Origin of the sequence: Paenibacillus sp. J23TS9 (assembly GCF_018403225.1) — a bacterium.
In the GTDB taxonomy this organism is placed as follows: domain Bacteria; phylum Bacillota; class Bacilli; order Paenibacillales; family Paenibacillaceae; genus Paenibacillus_AQ.
The window spans coordinates 1,052,022-1,073,793 of sequence record NZ_BOSG01000001.1; the positions used below are offsets into that span (position 1 = coordinate 1,052,022).

The following is a 21,772-nucleotide window of genomic DNA, read 5'->3' on the forward strand; positions in this document are numbered from 1 at the left end:
GGCGCCATGAACGAAAATATGCGAGACATGATAACACTTAGCATAACGATAGCCCTGTTTCTGGGTGCCTGCTTCTTTACTCTGGGCCTTACCAGTCAGATTAGGATGACATTGCATGAAGCTGTCTCCGTAGTTGGAGGTCAAAAGCGTAGTGTTCATTCAACCCTTAAGCCGAGCGAGCCTGATGTCTACAGCGGTCCCCAGGCGCTTCTGATCGTGGTTGATTCCGAGGTCCGCATCCAAGCAGATGGAGTTACTGTCACTCATAATGATCCTGTGGCGCTTATCAATCAATCCATTTTTCAAGCTGATGCTAATTACCGCGCAGTATATATACGGGACATCCATGGGGATATGACAGAAATACAGTTCTACAAGCTCCCTAAGATAGAGGAATCCTCATGAGCAGTGCGGTTTCGAAATTCGTTGCAGTACTACTCGCCGTTGCGCTGATGTTCGTTTATCCGGCTGCTGAAACATACCAGAGACAGGATGATTTATCCCGGATCATGGTCTACAATGCAGTTACCCAGTTTGTCGATGCAGTCAGGAATAAGGGATACCTTACACCGGTTATGTATCAGGATTTCTTGAATGAGATTCATATGACAGGCAATGACTTTGATATTCAAATGGAGCATCTACATAAGAAATACACACCTGTTTACACAGATGCATCGAATCCGGACACATTTCAACATGATATTGATGTATCCTACACAGGCTACTACACGGCTGATATTATTTCTGTTATTTTTCCGAATTCTACTATGGAGAAGGATGATGACGCTCGGAAATATAAAATGAACGTTGGTGATTTCTTCAAGGTCACTGTTAAGAATATCAACCGCACGGCAGGAACGATCATGATGGATTTTGTATCTGGTTCTATTTCAGGGGAAGCGGCTGTACTTGCATATCCGTATGGAGGCATGGTTCTCAATGAAGATTACTGATTTTTCAATCGTGTTCATCATCATCTTTGTGCCTATATTTCTACTCAGTGGTTTTCAAATTAAGGATCAGCAAACGGTGCAGTTTCTTGAGATGAAATATGTGACCGCGCTCCGTACCGCTGTTCAAGATGGAGCAAGTGTGCTGAATACGAATGAAAAGCAGGAGTGGGAAGCGGGTTATGGTTCATCGAAATATTTCCGCGCTGACAAAGAACTGGCTTTGGGTGTTTTCTATAGGAGCCTGTACGCGAATCTTGGAATCGAAGATGATGTTCAGGCACAGCAGTCACTTGATTATTACATTCCTGCCATCGCTGTTATCGACTATGATGGTTATTATGTATACTCGGATGGTGAGTTTACAGATAAGGATCATGAGGCGCTCATCAAGCATGTTTGGAGTCCTAAAAAACCCTATGCTCACAGTGATGAGTATGGGAATTTTATCCGTTTCACATTAGATAATGTTGTGGATGTCTATGATCATGAGGCTGATAGCTGGGTTCATGGTATGCAGAGAGAATTGAAAGCAACGACAGGTGTGCCATTACTAGCCCAATCTGAATTATTTGAGCAGGTAAAGCAGACAATCATTGTCCAGACTATTGAAAATGACTTGGCCAACGTAATTAATCGCCATAACGAAATTGCCGTAAAGAATGGTGTTTCCTATGATTTTACACTTCCTTTGATCCCGCGAGAGGAGTGGAATAACTCTATCCATGATATTGGTCTCATTGCTTTTGTCCAAGGCATCCCTGTCGGAAAAGATTACATCAACAATTATGCCTTGGGCGGCGGAAGAATGGTGAAAAAGCCGGATATATTTGCGGGGACTGATCCTATATCAGGTATTCGCTATTTCGAAAGGGGAAACTGCCGGAGTGGACTGCGTATCGAAGAGACATTTACTTCTGCGAAGGACGCTGCTGCCGAAGGTTATTATGAAAGAGTCTGTTATCAAGATGTCTTTCCATAAAACCGTAGATTGTTGTATCTCCTGATGAAGGACATCGACTCGCTGAATATTGATGGCGAAATTAGTATGTGGCATCCTCAATGATTTATACAGATTTGTATCTTTTGAAAAATAGTCATGTTCATGTTTTCGGAAAATTCCTACTTATGATAAAATGATATTTTGAATGCCCGTTTTTAATCATTTTCACTATAAGATATTTTTATCATAGACAGGAGTCAGAATGTATTTATGAGTTTATTGACAGTTGAGAATGTCTCCCATAACTTTGGGGGGCGCACATTGTTTAAAGATGTTTCCTTCCGCCTGCTGGCTGGTGAGCGTGTTGGTCTGGTTGGTGCAAATGGGGTCGGCAAGTCCACGTTAATGAACATCTTAACAGGACAGCTGCTTAAAGATGAGGGTAAGGTTGAATGGACTCCGAGGATCCGTTACGGTTACTTGGATCAGCATTCCAAGCTGACGCCGGGAAAAACCGTCCGCGATGTATTGAAGGATGCTTTCCTTCCGCTGCTTGAGCAGGAACAAGAAATGATGGAAATCACCAATAAAATGGGGGATGCCACTCCTGAAGAGCTGGAACTGCTGCTTGAGCAGATGGGTGAAATCCAGGAGCAGCTTGAGATAGGTGATTTCTACCTGATCGACGTGAAGGTCGAGGAAATGGCCAATGGGCTCGGTTTATCCGCGATTGGACTGGATCGTGACGTAACCTCGCTTAGCGGCGGTCAACGCACCAAAGTTCTCTTGGCCAAGCTCCTGCTTGAAAAGCCGACGGTCCTTCTTCTAGATGAGCCGACGAACTATCTTGATGTAGAGCATATTGATTGGCTTACCCAATACCTCAAGTCATACCCATATGCTTTCATGCTCATCTCGCATGACACAGAATTCATGAATCAAGTCGTAGATGTTATTTACCACTTGGAATTCGCCAAGCTGACAAGATATGCTGCCAACTACGATAAGTTTCTGGAGATGGCTGATATTTCAAAGAACCAGCATATTGATGCATATGAGAAACAGCAGGAATTCATCAAAAAACAGGAAGACTTCATTCAGCGAAACAAAGCCCGTGCTTCTACATCGGGACGTGCGAAAAGCCGCGAGAAGCAGTTAAATCGTATTGAACGTATTGATAAACCTGAAGAAGCAGCCAAGCCGATCTTTAATTTCAAGGAATACCGTGCAAGCGGCAAGACCGTATTTGAAGGAATTGACTTTGAGATCGGATACTCGCATGCATTGCTGCCAAAAATGAGCATGACGATTGAACGTGGGGAAAAGATTGCAATCGTCGGCTGCAATGGCGTTGGTAAGTCCACGTTGCTCAAGACGATTATGGGCAAAATCGCTCCAATCAGCGGTAAAACATATCTTGGAGACTTTCTGGAGCCTGCTTATTTCGAGCAAGAGGTTCGTCCCGGTAACATCACACCGATCGATGATGTCTGGAATGAGTTCTCTTCTCTGAATCAACATGAAGTCCGGGCTCATCTGGCACGCTGCGGATTAAAAAATGAGCATATTACTCGTCCGCTCAATATGTTAAGCGGTGGCGAACAAGCCAAAGTCAGACTGTGCAAGCTGATGATGCGCGAAACCAACTGGATTCTGTTTGACGAACCGACGAACCATTTGGATGTCATCGCCAAAGCTGAACTGAAACGGGCCTTGAAGGAATTTAAAGGAACTGTTCTGCTCGTATCCCATGAGCCTGATTTTTACGAGGATTGGGTTACAAAAACATGGAACGTGGAAGAATGGTCACATCAGAACGCTTGATCTATCGTAATGCCAATAAGGAAGCTGCCGTATTCCCTCAGTGGAATGCGGCTTTTTATCGAAGGAGATGTACACATGAACACCGGGGATGACCGTTACTCCAGGCAAGAACGCTTTACACCGTTTGGATTAGAAGGCCAGCTTATGCTGGGAAAAAGCCATGTATTGATTATCGGAGCCGGTGCTTTAGGCACCTCGATTGCCGAGACGCTCGCCAGAGCCGGCGTGGGACATCTGACGATAGCGGACCGCGATTATGTGGAGTGGAGCAATCTCCAGCGTCAGCAGCTTTTTTCCGAGGAGGATGCTGTCCTGAGGTTACCGAAGGCAATCGCAGCCAAACAAAGGCTGCAAGCGATCAATTCCTCCATTCAAATCGACAGCCATGTGATGGACGTGAAGCTTGAAGAGCTGGATACTCTTGCGAACGGTGTGGATCTGATCATGGATGGTACGGATAACTTTGATACCCGTCTGCTTATTAACGATATATCTCAAAAGCATAATATTCCGTGGATTTATGGCGGATGTGTCGGAAGCTACGGAATAACCTATACGATATTGCCAGGTCATACGCCATGTTTGAACTGTCTGCTTGGTGCTGTTCCACTGGGCGGAGATACATGTGATACCGCAGGTATTATCCCGCAAGCTGTGCAGGTTGTAACCGCCCATCAAACGACAGAAGCGATGAAGCTGCTTAGTGGGCATCATGAGGCTCTCCGTGATAAGCTGCTGACTTTTGATTTGTGGCGGAATGAGTCAATGTCCATGGGGGTCAAGCATGCGAAAAAAGAAGACTGCCTCTCTTGCGGTCCGCATCGAACGTATCCCTATTTATCAGCATCCAATTTGGAAAAGACAGATGTATTATGCGGACGTGATACCGTACAGATTCGTCCGGGCAAGAAGCAATCCCTAAATCTGCAGGAGACTGCTGACAGGCTTTCGAAGCTGGGAGAAGGCAAGGTGGAGAGCAATCCGTTCCTGGTTTCCTTCACGATGGGAGATCGGCGCCTTGTTATTTTTGCTGACGGCAGAGCGTTGATCCATGGAACGAAGGATATATCTGAAGCCAGAACCATATATCACCGTTATTTCGGATGAATTTGATTCTGGAATACATCATTTGAATGAGTAAAACCATTCCAAGGGGAATGGTTTTTTTCACGGCCGGAAACCCTATGGTGAAGTATCGATGCCAACGGACTTTAACGTGAAATCAGGTGAATCCATGCAAGAAAAGCTTTTAGTAGTTGGAACCTTTTTAAAAGATGCAGGTTTAATGGATATCCTTCTTCAGGATGGATATGAAGTAACCGTCGTTCCTAATGAGCACAAAGCAATAAGAGCCATGAATGAGCAAAGCATCGATATGCTGCTGCTGAAACGTTCGGAACATACAGCAAGTTCATTACATAAAATTTTAAAAGCACTTCTTAGGGAGCAAGGGGGCAGGCCCTTTCCAATCATCCTTTTCGAAGAAAATCTAAATACGGAAGCTGTCATTGAGGGGCTGAGGGCCGGGGCGAATGATGTCGTGCCTAAATCGATCCAGGGCAGTGAGCTGTTGGCACGAATTCGGAATTTGCTTGGAATTTTCCATATCGAAAATGAGCGAAACAATCAAAAAGTTATCGTTGAAGATTTAGTTATTGATCCTGGAAGCCGGAAGGCAAGCAGAGATGGTAGGGAGTTATCATTGACGGTCAAAGAATTCGATTTGCTGTTATATTTGGCGAGGCATGCGAACCGGGTATGTACACGTGAGGAGATTTTAAAGAAAGTCTGGGATTATGATTTTCTCATGGGGACCAATGTGGTGGATGTATACATCCGGCATCTTCGCAGAAAAATGGATAAAGGTTTCAGTAAAAAACTGATTCAATCCGTACGCGGAGTGGGTTATATAATAAAAGAAGGCGAATAAGTCCCTAAACTTATCGCCTTCCATTTACTAAAGTATTTAATTTAATAAAACATTCGGTTCTACTATAGGACCCGGCGTGCTTTCAAGTATGTTCTCTTCCAGTTGCCTGAGTTCAGATCAGAGATTGTTACGCCAGGGGAACCGTAAGTGTGCAGGATTTTACCGTTACCTGCATATACTGCGACATGAGTTACATTTTTACCGTTTGCTCTGCCACCGCTGGAGAAAAACACGAGATCGCCTGGTTTCAGGTTGGATTTCGAAACAGCGACACCAACTTTGGATTGTGCTACGGACGTACGTGGAAGTTTAACGCCGTATTTGCCAAAGATATATTTCATGAAGGAGGAGCAATCGAATACTTTTGTTGTACTGGTAGATGCTCCGAATTTATAAGGCGTACCCATAAATTTTTTACCATAATTCACAACAGACGTTCCTTTGGAAGAAGTAGCGGATGATGCGGAGACGGATTTAGATGAGGATGCTTCCGTCACATCTGCTCCGGTGGCCATCATCGCAGTAAAACCTATCGATGCACATAACCCTACGGCTACTAGTTTTTGGATTAGTTGTTTTTGATTCATGTTTGTATTACCTCCAAATTTCGTTTTCTTTCAGGCTCGTTTCCGAGTATAACAGTTTTGTAACTCCCTAAATTATGGATAGCACCTATCAAACCCTTGCAGTGATAGGGTTTTTTCCCTTTTATTAAAAAACCATTAAAAGTTACAAAAAATTAAGAAATTGATTTGTAGCGAGTTCTAAAAACAAGAAAAACCCTTGATAGACAAGGGTTTTTTAGTGACAATCATAAAGTAACAAAATCGTATTGATACTTAATTTAAAATGTTATTTCCGTTTGGTTTTTATCAGGGAGATCCTCTAGTCATTGCTTTGAATTACGAGTAAAAGTCCACTCGTAATGCTCACCAGGCCAACCGATTCCAACAATACATTGCTGATTCCGAGGGACTCCCCGATTTTTAATGTGGCATTTTCGAGTGGATACTGAAATCCTTCGAGCGTAATACCGGTTACCTCTGGAGTCATCGGGAGCAGAGAGACGTATTTGTAACCGCGATCCCGCACCTCTATTTTAGAGCCAGTTAATGTAATGTAATTGTTTTGATCCATAATGGCACACTCAATATGATGCTGAAGCGCACGGTTCAACATCTGAACATTGGCTAGGGTATGATCCATCCTCGTTCCTGTGCCTCCCACGAGCATGATGAAATCAGGTTGCTCCCGAATGGCCATTTCAAAGGCGAGCTCCGTATCCGTTAAATTTTTATCAACCGGATCGCATTCGACGATTCTTCCGGATTCCGCTCTGACATGCTTCAATTCCTGTGGTGATATCGAATCAAAGTCTCCAACAGCCAGATCGGGCTTGATATCGTGACGGATGAGATACAGTGCTCCTTTGTCTGCACCAATGATAAAATCACCTGGCTGGATCTCCTGTATATATTGAGGGTATAACTGTCCCCCTGAAAAAATAATGACGCGTTTCTGGTTCATTTTGATTCCCCCTAAAACCAATTCGTTCCTATTAGATCGTTACTCCAGTATAAATGAGAAAACAAAGTTGCACAATTTAGCCAGCCGCGACTACAATAGGGAAGACATATGATAGGGGAGAGGTTAGAGAGAAATTGGACATGCATGCTTTTGAAATTTTCAGCATCATCGGGACAATTGCTTTTGCGATGTCAGGCGCCTTTGTCGCCATGGAGGAAGAATACGACATCCTGGGCATACTGGTGCTGGGACTTGTCACGGCTTTTGGAGGCGGGGTCATCCGTAATGTATTGATCGGTGTTCCTGTAACGACGCTTTGGAGCCAAGGACTGCTGATTAAACTGGCTATTTTGTCAGTCATCATTGCATTTTTACTTCCTCTAGGCTGGATCAAGCATTGGAAGCGAACGGAAGCTTGGTTTGATGCTATTGGGCTGTCCGCTTTCGCAATCCAGGGAGCTCTGTACGCAGTCAAAATGCATCATCCGTTGTCGGCTGTGGCGGTGGCTGCAGTAATGACAGGCGTTGGCGGAGGGATCATCCGTGATCTATTGGCTGGACGCAAGCCGCTGGTGCTTCGGGATGAGATCTACGCGGTATGGGCTATGATCGCCGGTGTGGTGATCGGTTTGAACTGGATTCATACGACATGGCAGGCGGTACTTCTATTTGCAGTCATCGTTATGCTCCGTATGTTTTCCGTCTTTTATAAATGGAAGCTTCCGCGGCGCATGCTGCACATGTCTTCTTCAACCGGTCTATCCGTAAAGGGCAACCACAAAGGCAAACACAATCGGAAGACAGCATAAATGGAGAAGGAGGCATACAATCAACATGGTATCTGTACTATTTGTTTGTTTGGGAAATATTTGTCGTTCACCTATGGCGGAAGCCATTATGAGGAATAAGGTTAAAGAGGCTGGACTGGAAAGAAGCATTCAGGTGGATTCCGCCGGTACAGGCGACTGGCATATCGGACATACGCCTCATCAAGGTACTCGTGATTTGCTTGACCAGCATCAGATCAGCTATGAGGGCATGATTGCCCGTCAGTTCACTAACGCTGATTTTGAGCAATTCGAATACATCGTATGCATGGATAACAGCAACTGGAGTAATGTTAAATCCCTTCCTGGAGCAAAAGAGGAGAGTCTGATCAGATTTATGGATTTGCTGCCTGGACATGAACTCAAGGAAGTGCCGGATCCGTATTATACGGGAAACTTCGAGCAGGTATACGAATTAATGGATGCGGGCTGCCAAAAGCTTTTGGACAAGATTAAAATAGAGAAGCTATAATAGGGATAAATAGGATGGGAGTTTTCTCCCTCAATGAAAATGGGCACGAATGGTGCCTTTTTTCGGAAAAACAATGAAAACGCAATCATTTGATCAAACAAAAAAGGTGAACCATCGACATTCTTCTGCTGAAGGGCATACATGCTTGTCATTGGGCTCACCTTTATTATGTTTAATCCGGGACTAGGCGTGTAAAAAATACATAAGCGCATCCGGCAGCTCTTTTTGCCAGAAGCCCCAAATATGCTTGCCGTCTTTTTCGGCATATTGAACTTTTGCACCGCGATCCAGCAGTAATTCCCGGGTTTGACGGTTTAATTCGACAAAGTTATGAACGCCATGATCCGTTTCAAAAGCCGTTTCCTGCAGACCGACAATCATAAAGACATCGAGCCTAGACAAATCGTCCTGAGCTTCGTAAATGTCCTGGGAAGCGGGATAGTACGCACCGGACAAGCTGATAATACGCTCAAAGAGCTCCGGATAACGAATGGCCAGATGGAGCGATACGCTTCCACCCAAGGAGTCACCGGCCAGAACACGTTCGGAAGCTTCCCTGCGTACAGGATATTTCGCTTCAATGAAGGGAATAATCTCTTCTGCAAAGCAGCGGGTATAGGCTTCAAAGCGGCTTCCAAAAGGAGCGTATTCTTCCGTGCGGATCGAGGTATCGACTTCAACACCTACTATTATAAAGGGCTCTGCATCGCCATCCAGGATCAAATGGTTGGCTGTAGTTGCGATTCGGCCGAAATTAAAGAATTCTTCTCCGTCCTGGCAGTAGACGACTGGATAGCTCAAAATTTCATTATAGCCTGGTGGCAGGTATACCCGAAGATTACGCGTTTCATTTAGAAAGCGGCTGTCCATTTGTTCTTTATTAATAGTGCGCTTCAGATACTTCGAATCTGTCATGAATATTCATCCTTCTCACAGTTGATTTTTTAGGCTGAAAAAAGCTATTTCATTCAGATAACCCATCATGTGGTAAAGTTCACGATCCTGTCAAACTTTCCGAAACTGTTATATGACAATCATCACACTGTTATATATACAAAATTCAGTTATTCTGAAATTTTATCCGCAATGTCTTTGACGAATCGAATAAAACAGGTGTATAATAATTCTATAACAGCAGCACTTGATATTCAAATTTTTTTGTTGAGGTGAAGATAATGAGCAAGGTGCCTTATGAAGTGTATACCGAGGAAGTCGAAGCTCTTTCCGTGCTCTCTCCCGAAGGTGAAATCATTAACAAAGATAAAATGCCTAACCTTACTGATGATCAGTTAAAAGAAATTATGTATCGCATGGTATTTACCCGTACTTGGGATGATCGTGCCGTGAATCTGGGCCGTCAAGGACGTCTTGGTTTCTATGCTCCGGTATCTGGACAAGAAGCAACGATGGTCGGCAGTGAATACGCTCTTGAAAAAGAAGATTTTGTATGTCCGGGCTACCGTGACATGCCGCAAATCGTATGGCATGGATTGCCTTTGTACCAAGCATTTCTGTATTCCCGTGGACACCAGCATGGTGGAGAAATTCCTGAAGGCGTCAATGTTCTGATGCCGCAAATTATCATCGGTGCGCAAATCCTGCATGCGATGGGTATTGCTATGGGCTTCAAACTGAAAAAACAAAAGCAAGTTGCTATCACTTATACAGGTGACGGCGGTTCTTCGGAAGGTGACTTCTATGAAGGTCTGAACTACGCTGGACGCTTCAAACTGCCAGTCATTTTCTTTGTGCAAAATAACGGTTATGCCATCACAACTCCTTTCGCAAAACAAACAGCAGCATTGTCTATTGCCCATAAAGCAGTAGCAGCCGGTATCCGCGGTGTAAAAATCGACGGTATGGACGTGCTTGCTGTAATTAGTGCTGTTCAGGAAGCTGCAGAGCTTGCCCGTAAAGGCGAAGGCGCTACTTTGATCGAAGCTGTGACTTACCGTTTCCGTCCTCACTCCCTGTCTGACGATGCTACCAAGTACCGTACGAAGGATGAAGAAGGCGAATGGAACGAAAAGGATCCGATTACTCGCATGGCTAAATATCTGGAGAAAAAAGGCTTGTGGTCTGATGAAGACACTGCCCGCGTAAAAGATGAAGCCAAAGCGAAAGTGAACGAAGAGATCAAAAAAGCAGAACAAACGGCTAAAATGACGGTTCCTGGCTTGATCGACAGCATGTTCGAGCAAACCCCGAAACATTTGGAAGAACAAAAAGCTGATTTCCAATAAATCGATTGAAAAGTAATGCTCAAGCAACGTGAACAGTGAATGTTTAAGGAGGAAAAGAAGCAATGGCACAAATGAATATGAAAGAAGCAATCCGCGATGCGATGCGCGTGGAAATGAAACGTGACCCTAACGTCATTGTGTTTGGTGAAGACGTTGGTAATGTTGGCGGTGTGTTCCGTGCAACGGAAGGCCTGCAAAAAGAATTTGGTGAGGAACGTATCTTTGATACACCGCTTGCTGAGTCCGCGATTGGCGGTATGGCAGTAGGTCTTGGTATTCAAGGCTTCCGTCCTGTAGCTGAAATCCAGTTCGTTGGATTTATTTATGAAGCTCTGGACCAAATGTTCGTTCAGGCAGCGCGCATGCGTTACCGTTCCGGCGGTCGCTACAACGCTCCAATCGTGTTCCGTACACCTTTTGGCGGCGGCGTGAAAGCAGCTGAGCTGCACACGGATTCCCTTGAAGGTTTGGCAATCCAAACTCCGGGTATTAAAGTGGTAGTGCCTTCGAATCCTTATGATGCCAAAGGCCTTCTGATTGCCGCGATTCGCGACAACGATCCTGTGTTCTTCATGGAGCATTTGAATTTGTACCATGCTTTCCGTGCTGAAGTCCCTGAAGAGGATTATGTCGTTGAGCTTGGTAAAGCTAACGTGGTGCGTGAAGGTTCGGATGTAACCATTATTACTTATGGCATGATGGTTCATACGGCAACAAAAGCGGCTGAAGAGCTTGAGAAGACCAGTGGCATTAAAGCCGAAGTGATTGATCTACGTACGTTGAATCCTTTGGATATTGATACAATCGTGGCTTCCGTTAAGAAAACGAACCGTGCAATCGTGGTTCAGGAAGCGCAAAAAACTTCCGGCGTTGCCGCAGAAGTGATTGCACAAATTAACGAGAAGGCTATTTTGCATCTGGAAGCGCCAGTTCTCCGCGTAGCGGGTCCTGACACCGTATATCCGTTTGCACAGATCGAAGATACATGGCTTCCTACACCGGCTCGGGTAATTGCTGCAGTCAACAAAGTCATGGAATTCTAAGAAAAGCAGTCATTTGATAGGAGGTAGTAAAGGTGGCAAAATTTGAATATCGGTTCCCTGAACTGGGAGAAGGTTTGCATGAAGGCGAAATTATTAAAATGCACATCAAACCAGGCGATAAAGTAACAGACGACGACATTATCATGGAAGTACAAAACGACAAGGCGGTTGTAGAGGTTCCTTGCCCGGTTAACGGTACGGTGCAGGAAGTTCTGACGAAGGACGGACAGGTATGCCGCGTCGGCGAAGTCGTTGCAATTATTGATGCAGAAGGCGAAGTTCCTGAACAGGAAGCTCCAGCTGGCGACCATGGTTCCCAGGAAGCGGACTCAGCTAAAGGCAGTGCTGATACCACTTCTTCTCCTGCACAAAGCAGCCCTGAAGAAGCCAAAGAAGGCGGAGAGAAGAATGCCTCGGCTCCAGCTGCTCCAAACAAAGAAGTGCTCGCTACACCTAGCGTACGCAAATTTGCCCGCGAGCAAGGCATCGACATCACTCAAGTGAATGGTTCCGGAAATAACGGAAAAATCACAAAAGAAGATGTTGAATCCTTCAAAAATGGTGGAGGCCAGTCATCTGCTCCATCTGCACAAAGCGAAGAGAAAGCTGCTCCAGCGGCATCGTCCGCAGCATCTTCTGCAGCCGTGGATCCACGTGCAGAAGAAGAACGCGTACCGTTTAAGGGTATTCGTAAAGCGATCTCGAATGCGATGGTTAAATCGGCGTACACTGCACCTCATGTTACCATCATGGATGAAGTGGATGTTACTGAGCTGGTTGCATTCCGTACACGCATGAAACCAATCGCCGAGAAAAAAGGCACGAAGATCACTTATCTGCCATTCATCGTGAAGGCTCTGGTTGCGGCTTCCCGCCAATTCCCTGCCTTGAATGCGATGATCGACGAAGAGAACAACGAAATTGTGTACAAAAAGTACTACAATATCGGTATCGCAACAGATACAGACAACGGTCTGATCGTTCCGGTTATCAAGGATGCCGATCGTAAGAGCATCTGGATGATCGCGGACAGCATTCGTGATCTGGCAGCGCGAGGCCGTGATGGCAAGCTGTCTCCCAACGAAATGAAGGGCAGCACGATCTCCATTACCAACATCGGTTCTGCCGGCGGTATGTTCTTTACTCCGATCATCAACTTCCCTGAAGTTGCAATCCTCGGTACCGGACGTATCTCTGAAAAACCTGTCGTGAAGAACGGTGAAATTGTTGCCGCTCCTGTAATGGCATTGTCCCTGAGCTTTGACCATCGCATCATTGATGGCGCAACTGCACAACACTTTATGAATTACATTAAATCACTGCTCAACAATCCTGAGCTGCTGGTTATGGAGGTGTAAGATATGGTAGTAGGCGACGCTTCTCTCGATATCGATACATTAGTTATTGGTGCTGGCCCCGGCGGTTATGTTGCGGCAATTCGTGCTGCACAACTGGGTCAAAAAGTCTTGATCGTGGACAAATCTGAAGTTGGCGGCGTGTGTTTGAACCGCGGCTGTATTCCTTCCAAAGCGCTGATCGCTGCAGCTCACCAATATGAGTCTGCAAAGCATGGCGAAGCTTTCGGCGTAACTGCTGAGAATGTAAAAGTGGATTTCACGAAAACCCAAGAATTCAAAAACAGCGTTGTCAAAAAGCTGACCGGCGGCGTTGCTGGTCTCTTGAAAGGCAATAAGGTTGAAGTTTTCAACGGCGAGTGCATGTTCATCAGTGAAAATGAAGCACGCTGCTTCAATGAGCATGAATCTCCACGTTACCGTTTCAAACATTGCATCATTGCAACGGGTTCCCGTCCTATCGAGCTTAAGGCATTTCCTTTTGGCGGACGCATCATGTCGTCCACAGAGGCTTTGAGCCTGCCTGAGATTCCGAAGAGCCTTGTTGTCATTGGTGGTGGCTACATCGGTGCGGAATTGGGTCAAATGTTCTCCAAATTTGGTACGAAAGTGACTATTCTTGAAGGCTTGGATACGATTCTGAACGGATTTGATCCGGACATGACCAAGCTCGTTGTGAAGAACATGACGAAGACTGGCGTTGAAATTATCACGAATGCAAAAGCTGAAAGTGCTGAGCAAACCGATAAAGACGTAACCGTTAAATATTCTGTTGGCGGCGAAACCAAAGAAGTTACAGCAGACTACCTGCTCGTAACCGTTGGACGCCGTCCTAATACGGACGGAGACCTGGGTCTGGATTTGGTTGGTATCGAAATGACTGACCGTGGTCTCGTGAAAGTTGACCATCAAGGTCGTACGAATAAACCAAACATCTTTGCTATCGGTGACATCGTTGCTGGTCCTGCACTGGCTCACAAAGCTTCTTACGAAGGTAAAGTGGCAGCAGAAGCAATCTCCGGAGAGCCGTCTGTTGTGGATTACAAAGTCGTTCCTGCCGTCGCATTCGTAGATCCAGAGTGCGCAAGCGTAGGCTACACGGAAAAAGAAGCTAAAGAAAAAGGTTATAAAGCGAAAGCTGCGAAGTTCCCATTTGCGGGTAACGGTCGTGCGCTGTCCCTGAACAATCCTGACGGTTTTGTCAAAATGATCTTTGACGAAGAAACTCAGCTGGTTCTTGGCTGCCACATTGCAGGCATCGAAGCTTCCAACCTGATTGCTGAGCTGGGCCTGGCGATCGAAATGGGTGCAACCCTTGAGGATATCGCCCTGACGATTCATGCGCATCCAACGCTTGGTGAGATCGTAATGGAAACAGCTGAGCTTGCTCTTGGCAATCCAATTCACGTAATTGCACCACGCAGATAATTAGTTTTGAATATTTGCAGTATCTGAACAAGAGCCTTGCGCAAGCGAGGCTCTTGTTTTTTGTTCTATCCAGGTGGAAGGTTTTATTTAGCTATTTCTCAGGAGTTGGGAGCATGGTAAACTAGTAACAAGGATTTTTTGAGATAGAAAGATACGGAGAACGAAAGGGTGGACGAAACTTGCGGAATTACCTGGAGTTATTGGAAGACATTATGGAAAATGGAACACCAAAAGAAGATCGAACGGGAACCGGGACGATATCGGTGTTTGGCAGACAGCTGAGATTTGATCTCTCCAAGGGTTTTCCTCTTTTGACAACCAAACGGATTCATATTAAATCTGTGGTGCATGAATTGCTATGGTTTCTGAGTGGAGAGACGAACGTTCGTTATTTGAAGGAAAATGGGGTGACGATCTGGGATGAATGGGCCGACGAAAATGGGGATTTAGGACCGGTGTACGGATCGCAGTGGCGCAATTGGGAAGCACCGGACGGTACGCATATTGATCAAATTGCCAATGTCATTGAATCCATCAAGAATAACCCTGATTCACGGAGACATATTGTCAGCGCATGGAACGTAGCGGAAATTGAGCAGATGAAACTTCCTCCCTGCCATTTTGTGTTCCAGTTCTATGTAGCGGACGGGAAATTGTCCTGTATGCTGACCATGCGCTCGGTAGATACATTCCTCGGCCTTCCATTTAACATTGCCTGTTACGCCCTTCTGACGCATATGGTGGCGCAGCAATGCGGACTTACGCCCGGCGAGTTTGTTTGGTCAGGCGGCGACGTGCATATTTATTCAAATCACCTGGAGCAGGTAAAGACCCAGCTTGACCGTGAACCGTATGAGCTTCCGGAGCTAATGATTAAGCGTAAGCCGGATTCTATTTTTGATTATAAGTTTGAAGATTTTGAATTTGTTGATTATAAGCATCATCCGGGCATAAAAGCGCCGGTAGCTATTTAATAGGTAAAATATTGACCATTATCGAATGGAAGGAGCTGGCACACATGAGCATGACGTTTATTTGGGCCATGGGCGAAAACAGAGTCATCGGGCGTAACAACGGGCTTCCCTGGAGACTGCCAAGGGATATGGCTTTTTTTAAAGAACAAACCATGGGTAAAAAGGTTCTGATGGGACGGAAAACCTGGGAGTCCTTTGGCGGAAAACCGCTTCCCGGTCGGACCAATATCGTTCTGACGCGAGATCTTGAATATACAGCACCAGGTGCCCAGATGATTCATACGATAGATGAAGCACTGGAGCTTGGAATTGACGGGGAATTAATGGTTATCGGCGGCTCGGAAATCTACCGTACACTGCTTCCCTATGCGGACTGCCTTGTAATCACAAAGATTAATGAATCGTTTGAAGGGGATACATTTTTTCCTGAAATCAACGAGTCCGAGTGGAAATGTGTTCAGGAAGTACAAGGGATCAGGGACGAAAGAAACCCGTATGATTACCGTTTCTGCACGTATATTCGTGTGTAGGTTATATGAATAGTTTTCATCCGTATGTAAGCAGCGTGTCAAATAATACAAATAATTATTCGGAAAATCCATTTAATATTCAAAGATTAAGATGATACTATAATTGAAATATCATGGTGTCGTTATTTGATAGAATCAACAGGAAAAGAACGGATGGGGGAACACGTCATGTCTACACCAACAGGTTTTATGGAATACAGCCGCCAGCTGCCGGCTGACCGCGAACCGGCTGAACGTATAAAAGACTGGGAAGAATTCCACAAGCATTTGTCTGAGGAAGAGCTGCGTACGCAGGGTGCACGCTGTATGGATTGTGGTACTCCTTATTGCCACACAGGGATTGACATGGCAGGGGGAACCTCCGGATGTCCAGTAAACAATCTGATACCGGAATGGAATAACTTGATATACCGCGGACTATGGAAAGAAGCTCTTGAACGTCTACACAAAACCAATAACTTTCCGGAGTTTACAGGACGCATTTGTCCGGCTCCTTGCGAAGGCTCCTGTACAGTGGGACTGATCGGCCAACCGGTAACCATCAAGACGATTGAACAGGCTATCATCGATAAAGGTTTTGAAGAGGGATGGGTGGTTCCGAATCCGCCCGAAAAACGTACAGGTAAACGTGTTGCCGTCGTGGGTTCTGGACCTGCCGGACTTGCAACCGCAGCCCAGTTGAACAAGGCAGGCCATAGCGTCACAGTTTATGAGCGTTCTGATCGGATCGGAGGACTACTGACGTACGGTATCCCTTCAATGAAGCTGGATAAAGCCGTGGTACAGCGCCGTGTGGATCTGCTTGCTGCGGAAGGTATCCGTTTTATTACCAACACAGAAATTGGCAAAGATATCTCTTCAGAGCAACTCGTTGACGATTATGATGCGGTCGTATTATGCGGCGGTGCCACGAAGCCTCGTGAATTCGATATAGAGGGCAGTCAATTGAAAGGTGTTCATTACGCAATGACATATCTGAACGGAACCATCAAGAGTCTGCTGGACTCCGGTTTGTCTGATGGACAATATATTTCCGCAGAAGGTAAAGATGTGATTGTCATTGGTGGTGGTGACACCGGTTCTGACTGTGTGGCTACGGCTCTTCGTCATGGATGCAGCAGCATCACTCAATTCGGTACACATGATATGGCTCCGCTTGAGCGTGATCCGATCAACAATCCGTGGCCGCAGTTCCCGAATGTCTATACGCTCGATTATGCTCAGGAAGAAGCTAAAGCGTTGTATGGTAATGATCCACGAGAATTTTCCATCATGACGACCAAATTTGTTGGTGATGAAGAAGGCAATTTAAAGGAGCTTCATACGGTTCAAATTAGACGTATCGTTGATGAAACGGGACGTAAGATCTATCAGCCGATTCCAGGTACGGAAAAAGTGTTTGATGCACAAATGGCTCTGATCGCCATCGGCTTTGACGGACCGGAACAAACGATTGTTAATCAGCTTGGGCTGGAGACGGACCGTCGTTCCAATGTGAAGGCACCGTACGGTAAGTATCAGACGAGTGTAGATAAAGTATTTGCAGCTGGAGATATGCGCCGCGGTCAAAGTTTGGTGGTATGGGCCATTAATGAAGGACGTCAGGCTGCTCGTGAAGTAGATAAATACTTGATGGGTTCCACGGTCCTCGTGTAAAGAAAAATATATAAAAGTGAAGGACTTCCCGCTTGGGAGGTCTTTTTTTTCTTGTGATTACCACTCTTCATACATACGGAAGGTCACGTAAATTTGATCAGGACCATCCATGGCGCTTACCACGAGGGTCAATATCTGTTGTTCAGGCAGATTGGCCAGCCTGTTATCATCAAAAGGAATCAGGGCATTGAAGTAAGCTTCTGATGCTCCATACGTTTGGCCTTCATAGACGACCTGCCCCCCCGTGACGGTGGTGCAGGTGAAATTGACTTGAAGAGCTGTACTGTCCGCGGGTATGGATGTTGTCGGAGTCGGGAAATATTGAAAGCTGCCATCCACTGTTCCTCCCTGGATTAGTTTATAACGTACGGGCAATGAGGAGATGATTTCAACTCCCTGTGCATAGACTGCCGCGCCAAACTGTTCAGGAAGCGTGAAATCTGGAACCCTTTGATAACTGATTACCGCCTGTTCATTGGCTGTGAGCGGAATGTTATTCCTAAAGTCTGAAGTGATGCGGCGTGAGTCTGTTGGTGATATAGGTATTTTTATATAAGCATTATTTTCGTTAACAGCAAACATCTGCACCGTTACATTGTTCATGGAGACATAAAAAATGAATTGAGCAAAATCAAAAAAAGCAGGGTAATTACGAATGACGGCTCCATTCGGGAGCAAGGTTATCGTTTCCTGGGCGAATAACTCTTTAGTTCCTACAACACTAAAACCTTCAAGGTATACATTCGCAGTAAATCCGCAGTTATTCACCAAGATCAACGTGTACTGAGAATAGCCGCGGCTTGTGGTTTGTGTCACATTGGCGATAATCTCCGTTGTAAGCACCGGCATGTGGATCCCCCCTTTACGCTGAATTATCGAATTCTTCAAAACATGCTTTTTAGATCAATATATGAAATGGAACAAGAAGCTTGAGGGCTGAAACAAGAAAGAGGCATTCTTTTTCCAATCACTTTGATCCCTGGTGCGGCATATGATGTAGCACGGAAAATACGGGTGTCGGGAGTGACCCTATGAAATACGTGATTTTGGGTAATCTGCCTTGGAAGAGCTTTGCATATAAAGAGATGCTAAAGCATGTACCTGATGGTGAAACATTTATTTTTATAGGCAATAAGCCGGAGCATGAAAATGAAGAGTGTGATTATACCTTCATGAATACGGACATGTGGGAGGTTAATGGGGGCAGCGAATATATTGCTATCGTATGTTCACCTTTCTGGATTCAACAGGCACTTGGCGGCGGATTCAGCAAGGTGCTTTTTATTATGGACGATTGTCCGGTAGAAGAAGATCAACAAATCTGGAATAAGTACAGCGGCTTATTGGCAGAGGCGTCGGATCTAGTGATAACTCTTTCTGAAAAGACATATCTGGAACAATCCTTGCGGAGAAGAAATCTGTACTGGTGGGACGGAGATCATGAGGACACGGAAGAGAATCATGCTCTGCTTCATTTATTTGTAGAACATGTGGTGCAGGGAAATCCATTGGACGAATTAATGAGAAGGCAGTGGGAGCAAAGAATACAATTGTATTCCCGGTTATATCGTCAGATGGGACCGCATGAGACGATCAGCTACCTGCTGGCATCTTATTGGTATTTTCTTGGGGAAACGGGAGCGGCCCAAGCACTTCAGGAATCCTTTGAGATGATGCTTCTCAGAGAACATAACGGAACGCTGCATTCACATTACCGTTTCTTTTCAGCTATTGAGATTCAGCAAGGGGAGATAGAACGGGCGGTATATACGTATGCAATTACGGCGGTACTGCCGCATGAGAAAGAAACGCTGGCGAGGATGGAGCGTTGGGCTGCCGAAGAACGTCTGGAGCTCTTAAAAGCTGAGCTTTACCGCGTAAATGAAGACTACAGAAGAGCAGAAGAAGCTGCTGAAAGGGATGATTCCGAGGCTGCCGCTCATTTTCTCGCAGATATGTATTTGGAGCAATGGATGTGGGAGAAGGCGTTGAAAGTGATGGACCGATATCAATTACTATATGAAAATGGAATTTCCAGAGAGCAAGTCAGAGCCATTTTATTATGGACGCGCGGCCGGAAACATGAGGCGGTATCGGAGCTGCTGCGAGCATCGGTTCAGGATTGGAATATTTTGATATCCTTCGCTGAAACGGATTTGCTCGAGCAGGCATGTCACCGGTTGAAGGAGAGAGTGAATCATGGATCTGGATCTTAAGAAACTGCGCAAAACGAAAGGCAACAAGCTCACTGCGATCATGCAGGTACGTAATGAAGAGGGAAGAATGCTGGAGCAGGTCCTGGAGGATCTGAGCAGCTTTGTGGATGACATCGTGATCGTGGATGATGCCAGCACGGATCAAACCGTTAAAATATGCCGGGGATTTCCCAAGGTTGCTCATCTGCTAACGCTGACAAAATCACATTTTGACAGGGAGTGGCTGCTGCGCAAACAGCTCTGGGAGCTTGCATGCTCAACGGATCCGGACTGGATATTATCCGTAGATGCGGATGAAATATATGAGGACAAAGCCAAAGCTTATATGAGGGATCTGATGGATCAGGATCAGTTTGACTGGGTAGGCTTTCGCCTGTTTGACTTTTGGGGAGGTACAACCCATTTCCGGGAAGATGAGCACTGGCAGATACACCGCCGGCACACTCGTACACTTGTCAGGTACATACCTGGCTATTATTATTTTTATCCGAAAATGGATCATCATGTCCCGCGGCTTCCTCTAAGCTATGCCGCACTCCCCGGATTTCTGGCGGAACTGCGCGTTAAACATTATGGATGGGCCATCAGCCGCGAGCAGCTTGAGGAGAAATTTGAACGATATATGCAGCGTGATCCGGAAGGGATTTGGGGAGATTTACAGCAGTATCAATCCATTTTGGATAAACATCCGACGCTTGTGGAGTGGAGAGAGGAAGACGTATGAATGAAGTCGGCATATTAACCCACAGCTTTGTCGATGCATACAACGGCAATATTAATCGTATATACGGCGGAGGATTGGAGCGTTATTTGCATGAAATATGCGGGATTATCGCAGCGCTGGGACGAAAGCCTGTCATACATCAGCTCTCTTATTGCGGTGATTTCGAGAAGGAAATCGGACCGGTCCGTGTGCATGGCTATCACTGCAGTCAAGAAGACAGCATTGAGGTGTTTAACCGGATGACTGTGGAGGCGAAGGGCCCGCTCATATACTCCAGTTTTATTTGGGAGGCTGTAGAATATCAATCAGGCAGTCTAGGGATATGCCATGGAATCAATTGGGACTATCATGCAGCATCGGCTGAACACAAAGCCGCGGTCGGTCGAAATATTCAGCACGCTCTCGGGTATTTGAAAAAAATCGTATCGGTAGATTCCCACTTTCTGACCTTTTGCCGAGCGGTTTGCCAATATCCTGACCCGGACCAAATTATGCTGCTTCCTAATGCAGTGGATACCGTATGGTTTACACCTGGGGCAAAGTGGAGGGGGCTTGAGGAGCATGAAGACCAAATCCGCATCGTCTTTCCGCGGCGCATCAGTCTTGAGAGAGGGATCATCCCGATGATGCTGGTAGCAGACCGGCTGCTGCGAAATTACCCTCAGGTCCATTTTGAGTTTGCCGGAGAGGTCGTTGAGAGCAATCTGATAACGAAAGCGTTTCGTCAGTGGATGGACAGCAGTCCTTACCAGGAGCGGATCACTCACCGGAGTTATACCTTTCAAGAGATGAATGAAGCTTATCAGAAAGCGGATATTGCGGTGATTCCAACCATTTTTTCCGAAGGGACCTCTTACTCTTGTCTTGAAGCCATGAGCTGCGGTCTGCCGGTTGTAGCAGGGAATGTTGGCGGGTTAAATGATCTCATCATTGATGGATATAACGGTTTTTGTGTGTCCCCTACCGAAGAGGAGTTGTATCAGTCCATTGCAGCCTTGGTGGAGAATTCCGAGCTGCGTCATTATGTTGGAGCCAATGCGAGGGCCGTCGCCCGGGCGTTTGATATCCGCATTTGGAGAGAGAAGTGGAAAGAAATATTGGGCTCCTATCTGGGACTGGAGGTTTGA

Annotated in this window: 22 protein-coding genes; 18 read left to right on the forward strand and 4 right to left on the reverse strand. The window is 45.8% G+C overall.

The window, feature by feature from the left end:
* The first annotated feature begins 6 nt into the window (after positions 1-6).
* From KJS65_RS05160 to KJS65_RS05185, 6 genes are all read left to right on the forward strand, one after another.
* On the forward strand, positions 7-405 hold the full coding sequence (locus KJS65_RS05160; protein WP_213648864.1) for a hypothetical protein: 399 nt from the start codon (positions 7-9) through the stop codon (positions 403-405).
* Complete coding sequence (locus KJS65_RS05165; RefSeq protein WP_213648865.1) at positions 402-956, forward strand: hypothetical protein; 555 nt, start codon at positions 402-404, stop codon at positions 954-956. Before KJS65_RS05160 ends, KJS65_RS05165 begins: the two co-directional genes overlap by 4 nt.
* Positions 925-1,935 (forward strand): hypothetical protein, encoded by a 1,011-nt coding sequence (locus KJS65_RS05170; protein ID WP_306432956.1) that lies wholly within the window; start codon positions 925-927, stop codon positions 1,933-1,935. The genes KJS65_RS05165 and KJS65_RS05170 overlap by 32 nt, the downstream gene beginning before the upstream one ends.
* A 231-nt stretch (positions 1,936-2,166) precedes the next feature.
* The gene (abc-f, locus tag KJS65_RS05175; RefSeq protein WP_213648866.1) at positions 2,167-3,720 is read left to right on the forward strand and encodes a ribosomal protection-like ABC-F family protein; all 1,554 of its coding nucleotides are present in this window, start codon (positions 2,167-2,169) and stop codon (positions 3,718-3,720) included.
* Between the two features lie 75 nt (positions 3,721-3,795).
* A complete protein-coding gene (locus KJS65_RS05180) occupies positions 3,796-4,827 on the forward strand; it encodes a MoeB/ThiF family adenylyltransferase (RefSeq protein WP_213648867.1) in 1,032 nt (343 codons plus the stop codon).
* 91 nt (positions 4,828-4,918) lie between these two features.
* Positions 4,919-5,650 carry a response regulator transcription factor gene (locus KJS65_RS05185; RefSeq protein WP_213648868.1) on the forward strand — a complete coding sequence of 244 codons (732 nt, stop codon included), beginning with the start codon at positions 4,919-4,921 and terminating at the stop codon, positions 5,648-5,650.
* Between the two features lie 62 nt (positions 5,651-5,712).
* On the opposite strand, the gene KJS65_RS05190 is transcribed toward KJS65_RS05185, so the two are convergent.
* Positions 5,713-6,237 (reverse strand): C40 family peptidase, encoded by a 525-nt coding sequence (locus KJS65_RS05190; RefSeq protein ID WP_213648869.1) that lies wholly within the window; start codon positions 6,235-6,237, stop codon positions 5,713-5,715.
* 298 nt (positions 6,238-6,535) lie between these two features.
* Positions 6,536-7,177, reverse strand: a complete 642-nt coding sequence (locus KJS65_RS05195; RefSeq protein WP_213648870.1) for a thiamine diphosphokinase — start codon at positions 7,175-7,177, stop codon at positions 6,536-6,538.
* A 140-nt stretch (positions 7,178-7,317) separates the two neighbouring features.
* Here KJS65_RS05195 and KJS65_RS05200 point away from each other — a divergent pair, with 140 nt between their 5' ends.
* Both KJS65_RS05200 and KJS65_RS05205 read left to right on the forward strand, forming a co-directional pair.
* Positions 7,318-7,986 (forward strand): trimeric intracellular cation channel family protein, encoded by a 669-nt coding sequence (locus KJS65_RS05200; RefSeq protein ID WP_213648871.1) that lies wholly within the window; start codon positions 7,318-7,320, stop codon positions 7,984-7,986.
* A gap of 25 nt (positions 7,987-8,011) precedes the next feature.
* A complete protein-coding gene (locus tag KJS65_RS05205; RefSeq protein ID WP_213648872.1) occupies positions 8,012-8,476 on the forward strand; it encodes a low molecular weight protein-tyrosine-phosphatase in 465 nt (154 codons plus the stop codon).
* Positions 8,477-8,659: 183 nt separating this feature from the next.
* Here the strand turns inward: KJS65_RS05205 and KJS65_RS05210 are convergent, their stop codons facing one another.
* Complete coding sequence (locus KJS65_RS05210) at positions 8,660-9,391, reverse strand: alpha/beta hydrolase (protein ID WP_213648873.1); 732 nt, start codon at positions 9,389-9,391, stop codon at positions 8,660-8,662.
* A gap of 260 nt (positions 9,392-9,651) precedes the next feature.
* Here KJS65_RS05210 and pdhA point away from each other — a divergent pair, with 260 nt between their 5' ends.
* The 7 genes from pdhA to KJS65_RS05245 all read left to right on the forward strand — a co-directional run bounded on the left by pdhA (position 9,652) and on the right by KJS65_RS05245 (position 17,705).
* On the forward strand, positions 9,652-10,719 hold the full coding sequence (pdhA, locus tag KJS65_RS05215; RefSeq protein WP_136605925.1) for a pyruvate dehydrogenase (acetyl-transferring) E1 component subunit alpha: 1,068 nt from the start codon (positions 9,652-9,654) through the stop codon (positions 10,717-10,719).
* 62 nt (positions 10,720-10,781) lie between these two features.
* Positions 10,782-11,762 carry an alpha-ketoacid dehydrogenase subunit beta gene (locus KJS65_RS05220; RefSeq protein WP_136605924.1) on the forward strand — a complete coding sequence of 327 codons (981 nt, stop codon included), beginning with the start codon at positions 10,782-10,784 and terminating at the stop codon, positions 11,760-11,762.
* A 32-nt stretch (positions 11,763-11,794) separates the two neighbouring features.
* Positions 11,795-13,120, forward strand: coding sequence for a dihydrolipoamide acetyltransferase family protein (locus KJS65_RS05225; RefSeq protein ID WP_213648874.1), 1,326 nt, complete (start codon positions 11,795-11,797; stop codon positions 13,118-13,120).
* 3 nt (positions 13,121-13,123) lie between these two features.
* Positions 13,124-14,545 carry a dihydrolipoyl dehydrogenase gene (lpdA, locus tag KJS65_RS05230; RefSeq protein WP_213648875.1) on the forward strand — a complete coding sequence of 474 codons (1,422 nt, stop codon included), beginning with the start codon at positions 13,124-13,126 and terminating at the stop codon, positions 14,543-14,545.
* A 179-nt stretch (positions 14,546-14,724) separates the two neighbouring features.
* The gene (gene thyA / locus KJS65_RS05235; RefSeq protein ID WP_213648876.1) at positions 14,725-15,519 is read left to right on the forward strand and encodes a thymidylate synthase; all 795 of its coding nucleotides are present in this window, start codon (positions 14,725-14,727) and stop codon (positions 15,517-15,519) included.
* A gap of 44 nt (positions 15,520-15,563) precedes the next feature.
* Positions 15,564-16,049, forward strand: coding sequence for a dihydrofolate reductase (locus tag KJS65_RS05240; RefSeq protein WP_213648877.1), 486 nt, complete (start codon positions 15,564-15,566; stop codon positions 16,047-16,049).
* A gap of 168 nt (positions 16,050-16,217) precedes the next feature.
* Positions 16,218-17,705 (forward strand): glutamate synthase subunit beta, encoded by a 1,488-nt coding sequence (locus tag KJS65_RS05245; RefSeq protein WP_213648878.1) that lies wholly within the window; start codon positions 16,218-16,220, stop codon positions 17,703-17,705.
* Between the two features lie 57 nt (positions 17,706-17,762).
* On the opposite strand, the gene KJS65_RS05250 is transcribed toward KJS65_RS05245, so the two are convergent.
* Complete coding sequence (locus tag KJS65_RS05250; protein WP_213648879.1) at positions 17,763-18,554, reverse strand: hypothetical protein; 792 nt, start codon at positions 18,552-18,554, stop codon at positions 17,763-17,765.
* A gap of 182 nt (positions 18,555-18,736) precedes the next feature.
* Between KJS65_RS05250 and KJS65_RS05255 the strand changes: the two genes are divergently transcribed.
* The 3 genes from KJS65_RS05255 to KJS65_RS05265 are packed head-to-tail and all read left to right on the forward strand — an operon-like array spanning position 18,737 to position 21,772.
* Positions 18,737-19,921 (forward strand): tetratricopeptide repeat protein, encoded by a 1,185-nt coding sequence (locus KJS65_RS05255; RefSeq protein WP_213648880.1) that lies wholly within the window; start codon positions 18,737-18,739, stop codon positions 19,919-19,921.
* A complete protein-coding gene (locus KJS65_RS05260; protein WP_213648881.1) occupies positions 19,905-20,645 on the forward strand; it encodes a glycosyltransferase in 741 nt (246 codons plus the stop codon). Before KJS65_RS05255 ends, KJS65_RS05260 begins: the two co-directional genes overlap by 17 nt.
* Positions 20,642-21,772 (forward strand): glycosyltransferase family 4 protein, encoded by a 1,131-nt coding sequence (locus tag KJS65_RS05265; protein ID WP_213648882.1) that lies wholly within the window; start codon positions 20,642-20,644, stop codon positions 21,770-21,772. Before KJS65_RS05260 ends, KJS65_RS05265 begins: the two co-directional genes overlap by 4 nt.

Coding starts and splice junctions, on each gene's coding strand:
- abc-f (WP_213648866.1), top strand. CDS start 2,167: ATGAGTTTATTGACAGTTGAGAATGTCTCCCATAACTTTGGGGGGCGC.
- KJS65_RS05170 (WP_306432956.1), top strand. CDS start 925: ATGGAGGCATGGTTCTCAATGAAGATTACTGATTTTTCAATCGTGTTC.
- KJS65_RS05160 (WP_213648864.1), top strand. CDS start 7: ATGAACGAAAATATGCGAGACATGATAACACTTAGCATAACGATAGCC.
- KJS65_RS05240 (WP_213648877.1), top strand. CDS start 15,564: ATGAGCATGACGTTTATTTGGGCCATGGGCGAAAACAGAGTCATCGGG.
- KJS65_RS05250 (WP_213648879.1), bottom strand. CDS start 18,554: ATGCCGGTGCTTACAACGGAGATTATCGCCAATGTGACACAAACCACA.
- KJS65_RS05265 (WP_213648882.1), top strand. CDS start 20,642: ATGAATGAAGTCGGCATATTAACCCACAGCTTTGTCGATGCATACAAC.
- KJS65_RS05185 (WP_213648868.1), top strand. CDS start 4,919: ATGCCAACGGACTTTAACGTGAAATCAGGTGAATCCATGCAAGAAAAG.
- pdhA (WP_136605925.1), top strand. CDS start 9,652: ATGAGCAAGGTGCCTTATGAAGTGTATACCGAGGAAGTCGAAGCTCTT.
- KJS65_RS05200 (WP_213648871.1), top strand. CDS start 7,318: ATGCATGCTTTTGAAATTTTCAGCATCATCGGGACAATTGCTTTTGCG.
- KJS65_RS05255 (WP_213648880.1), top strand. CDS start 18,737: ATGAAATACGTGATTTTGGGTAATCTGCCTTGGAAGAGCTTTGCATAT.
- KJS65_RS05205 (WP_213648872.1), top strand. CDS start 8,012: ATGGTATCTGTACTATTTGTTTGTTTGGGAAATATTTGTCGTTCACCT.
- KJS65_RS05245 (WP_213648878.1), top strand. CDS start 16,218: ATGTCTACACCAACAGGTTTTATGGAATACAGCCGCCAGCTGCCGGCT.
- KJS65_RS05220 (WP_136605924.1), top strand. CDS start 10,782: ATGGCACAAATGAATATGAAAGAAGCAATCCGCGATGCGATGCGCGTG.
- KJS65_RS05165 (WP_213648865.1), top strand. CDS start 402: ATGAGCAGTGCGGTTTCGAAATTCGTTGCAGTACTACTCGCCGTTGCG.
- KJS65_RS05190 (WP_213648869.1), bottom strand. CDS start 6,237: ATGAATCAAAAACAACTAATCCAAAAACTAGTAGCCGTAGGGTTATGT.
- lpdA (WP_213648875.1), top strand. CDS start 13,124: ATGGTAGTAGGCGACGCTTCTCTCGATATCGATACATTAGTTATTGGT.
- KJS65_RS05195 (WP_213648870.1), bottom strand. CDS start 7,177: ATGAACCAGAAACGCGTCATTATTTTTTCAGGGGGACAGTTATACCCT.
- KJS65_RS05180 (WP_213648867.1), top strand. CDS start 3,796: ATGAACACCGGGGATGACCGTTACTCCAGGCAAGAACGCTTTACACCG.
- KJS65_RS05260 (WP_213648881.1), top strand. CDS start 19,905: ATGGATCTGGATCTTAAGAAACTGCGCAAAACGAAAGGCAACAAGCTC.
- KJS65_RS05210 (WP_213648873.1), bottom strand. CDS start 9,391: ATGACAGATTCGAAGTATCTGAAGCGCACTATTAATAAAGAACAAATG.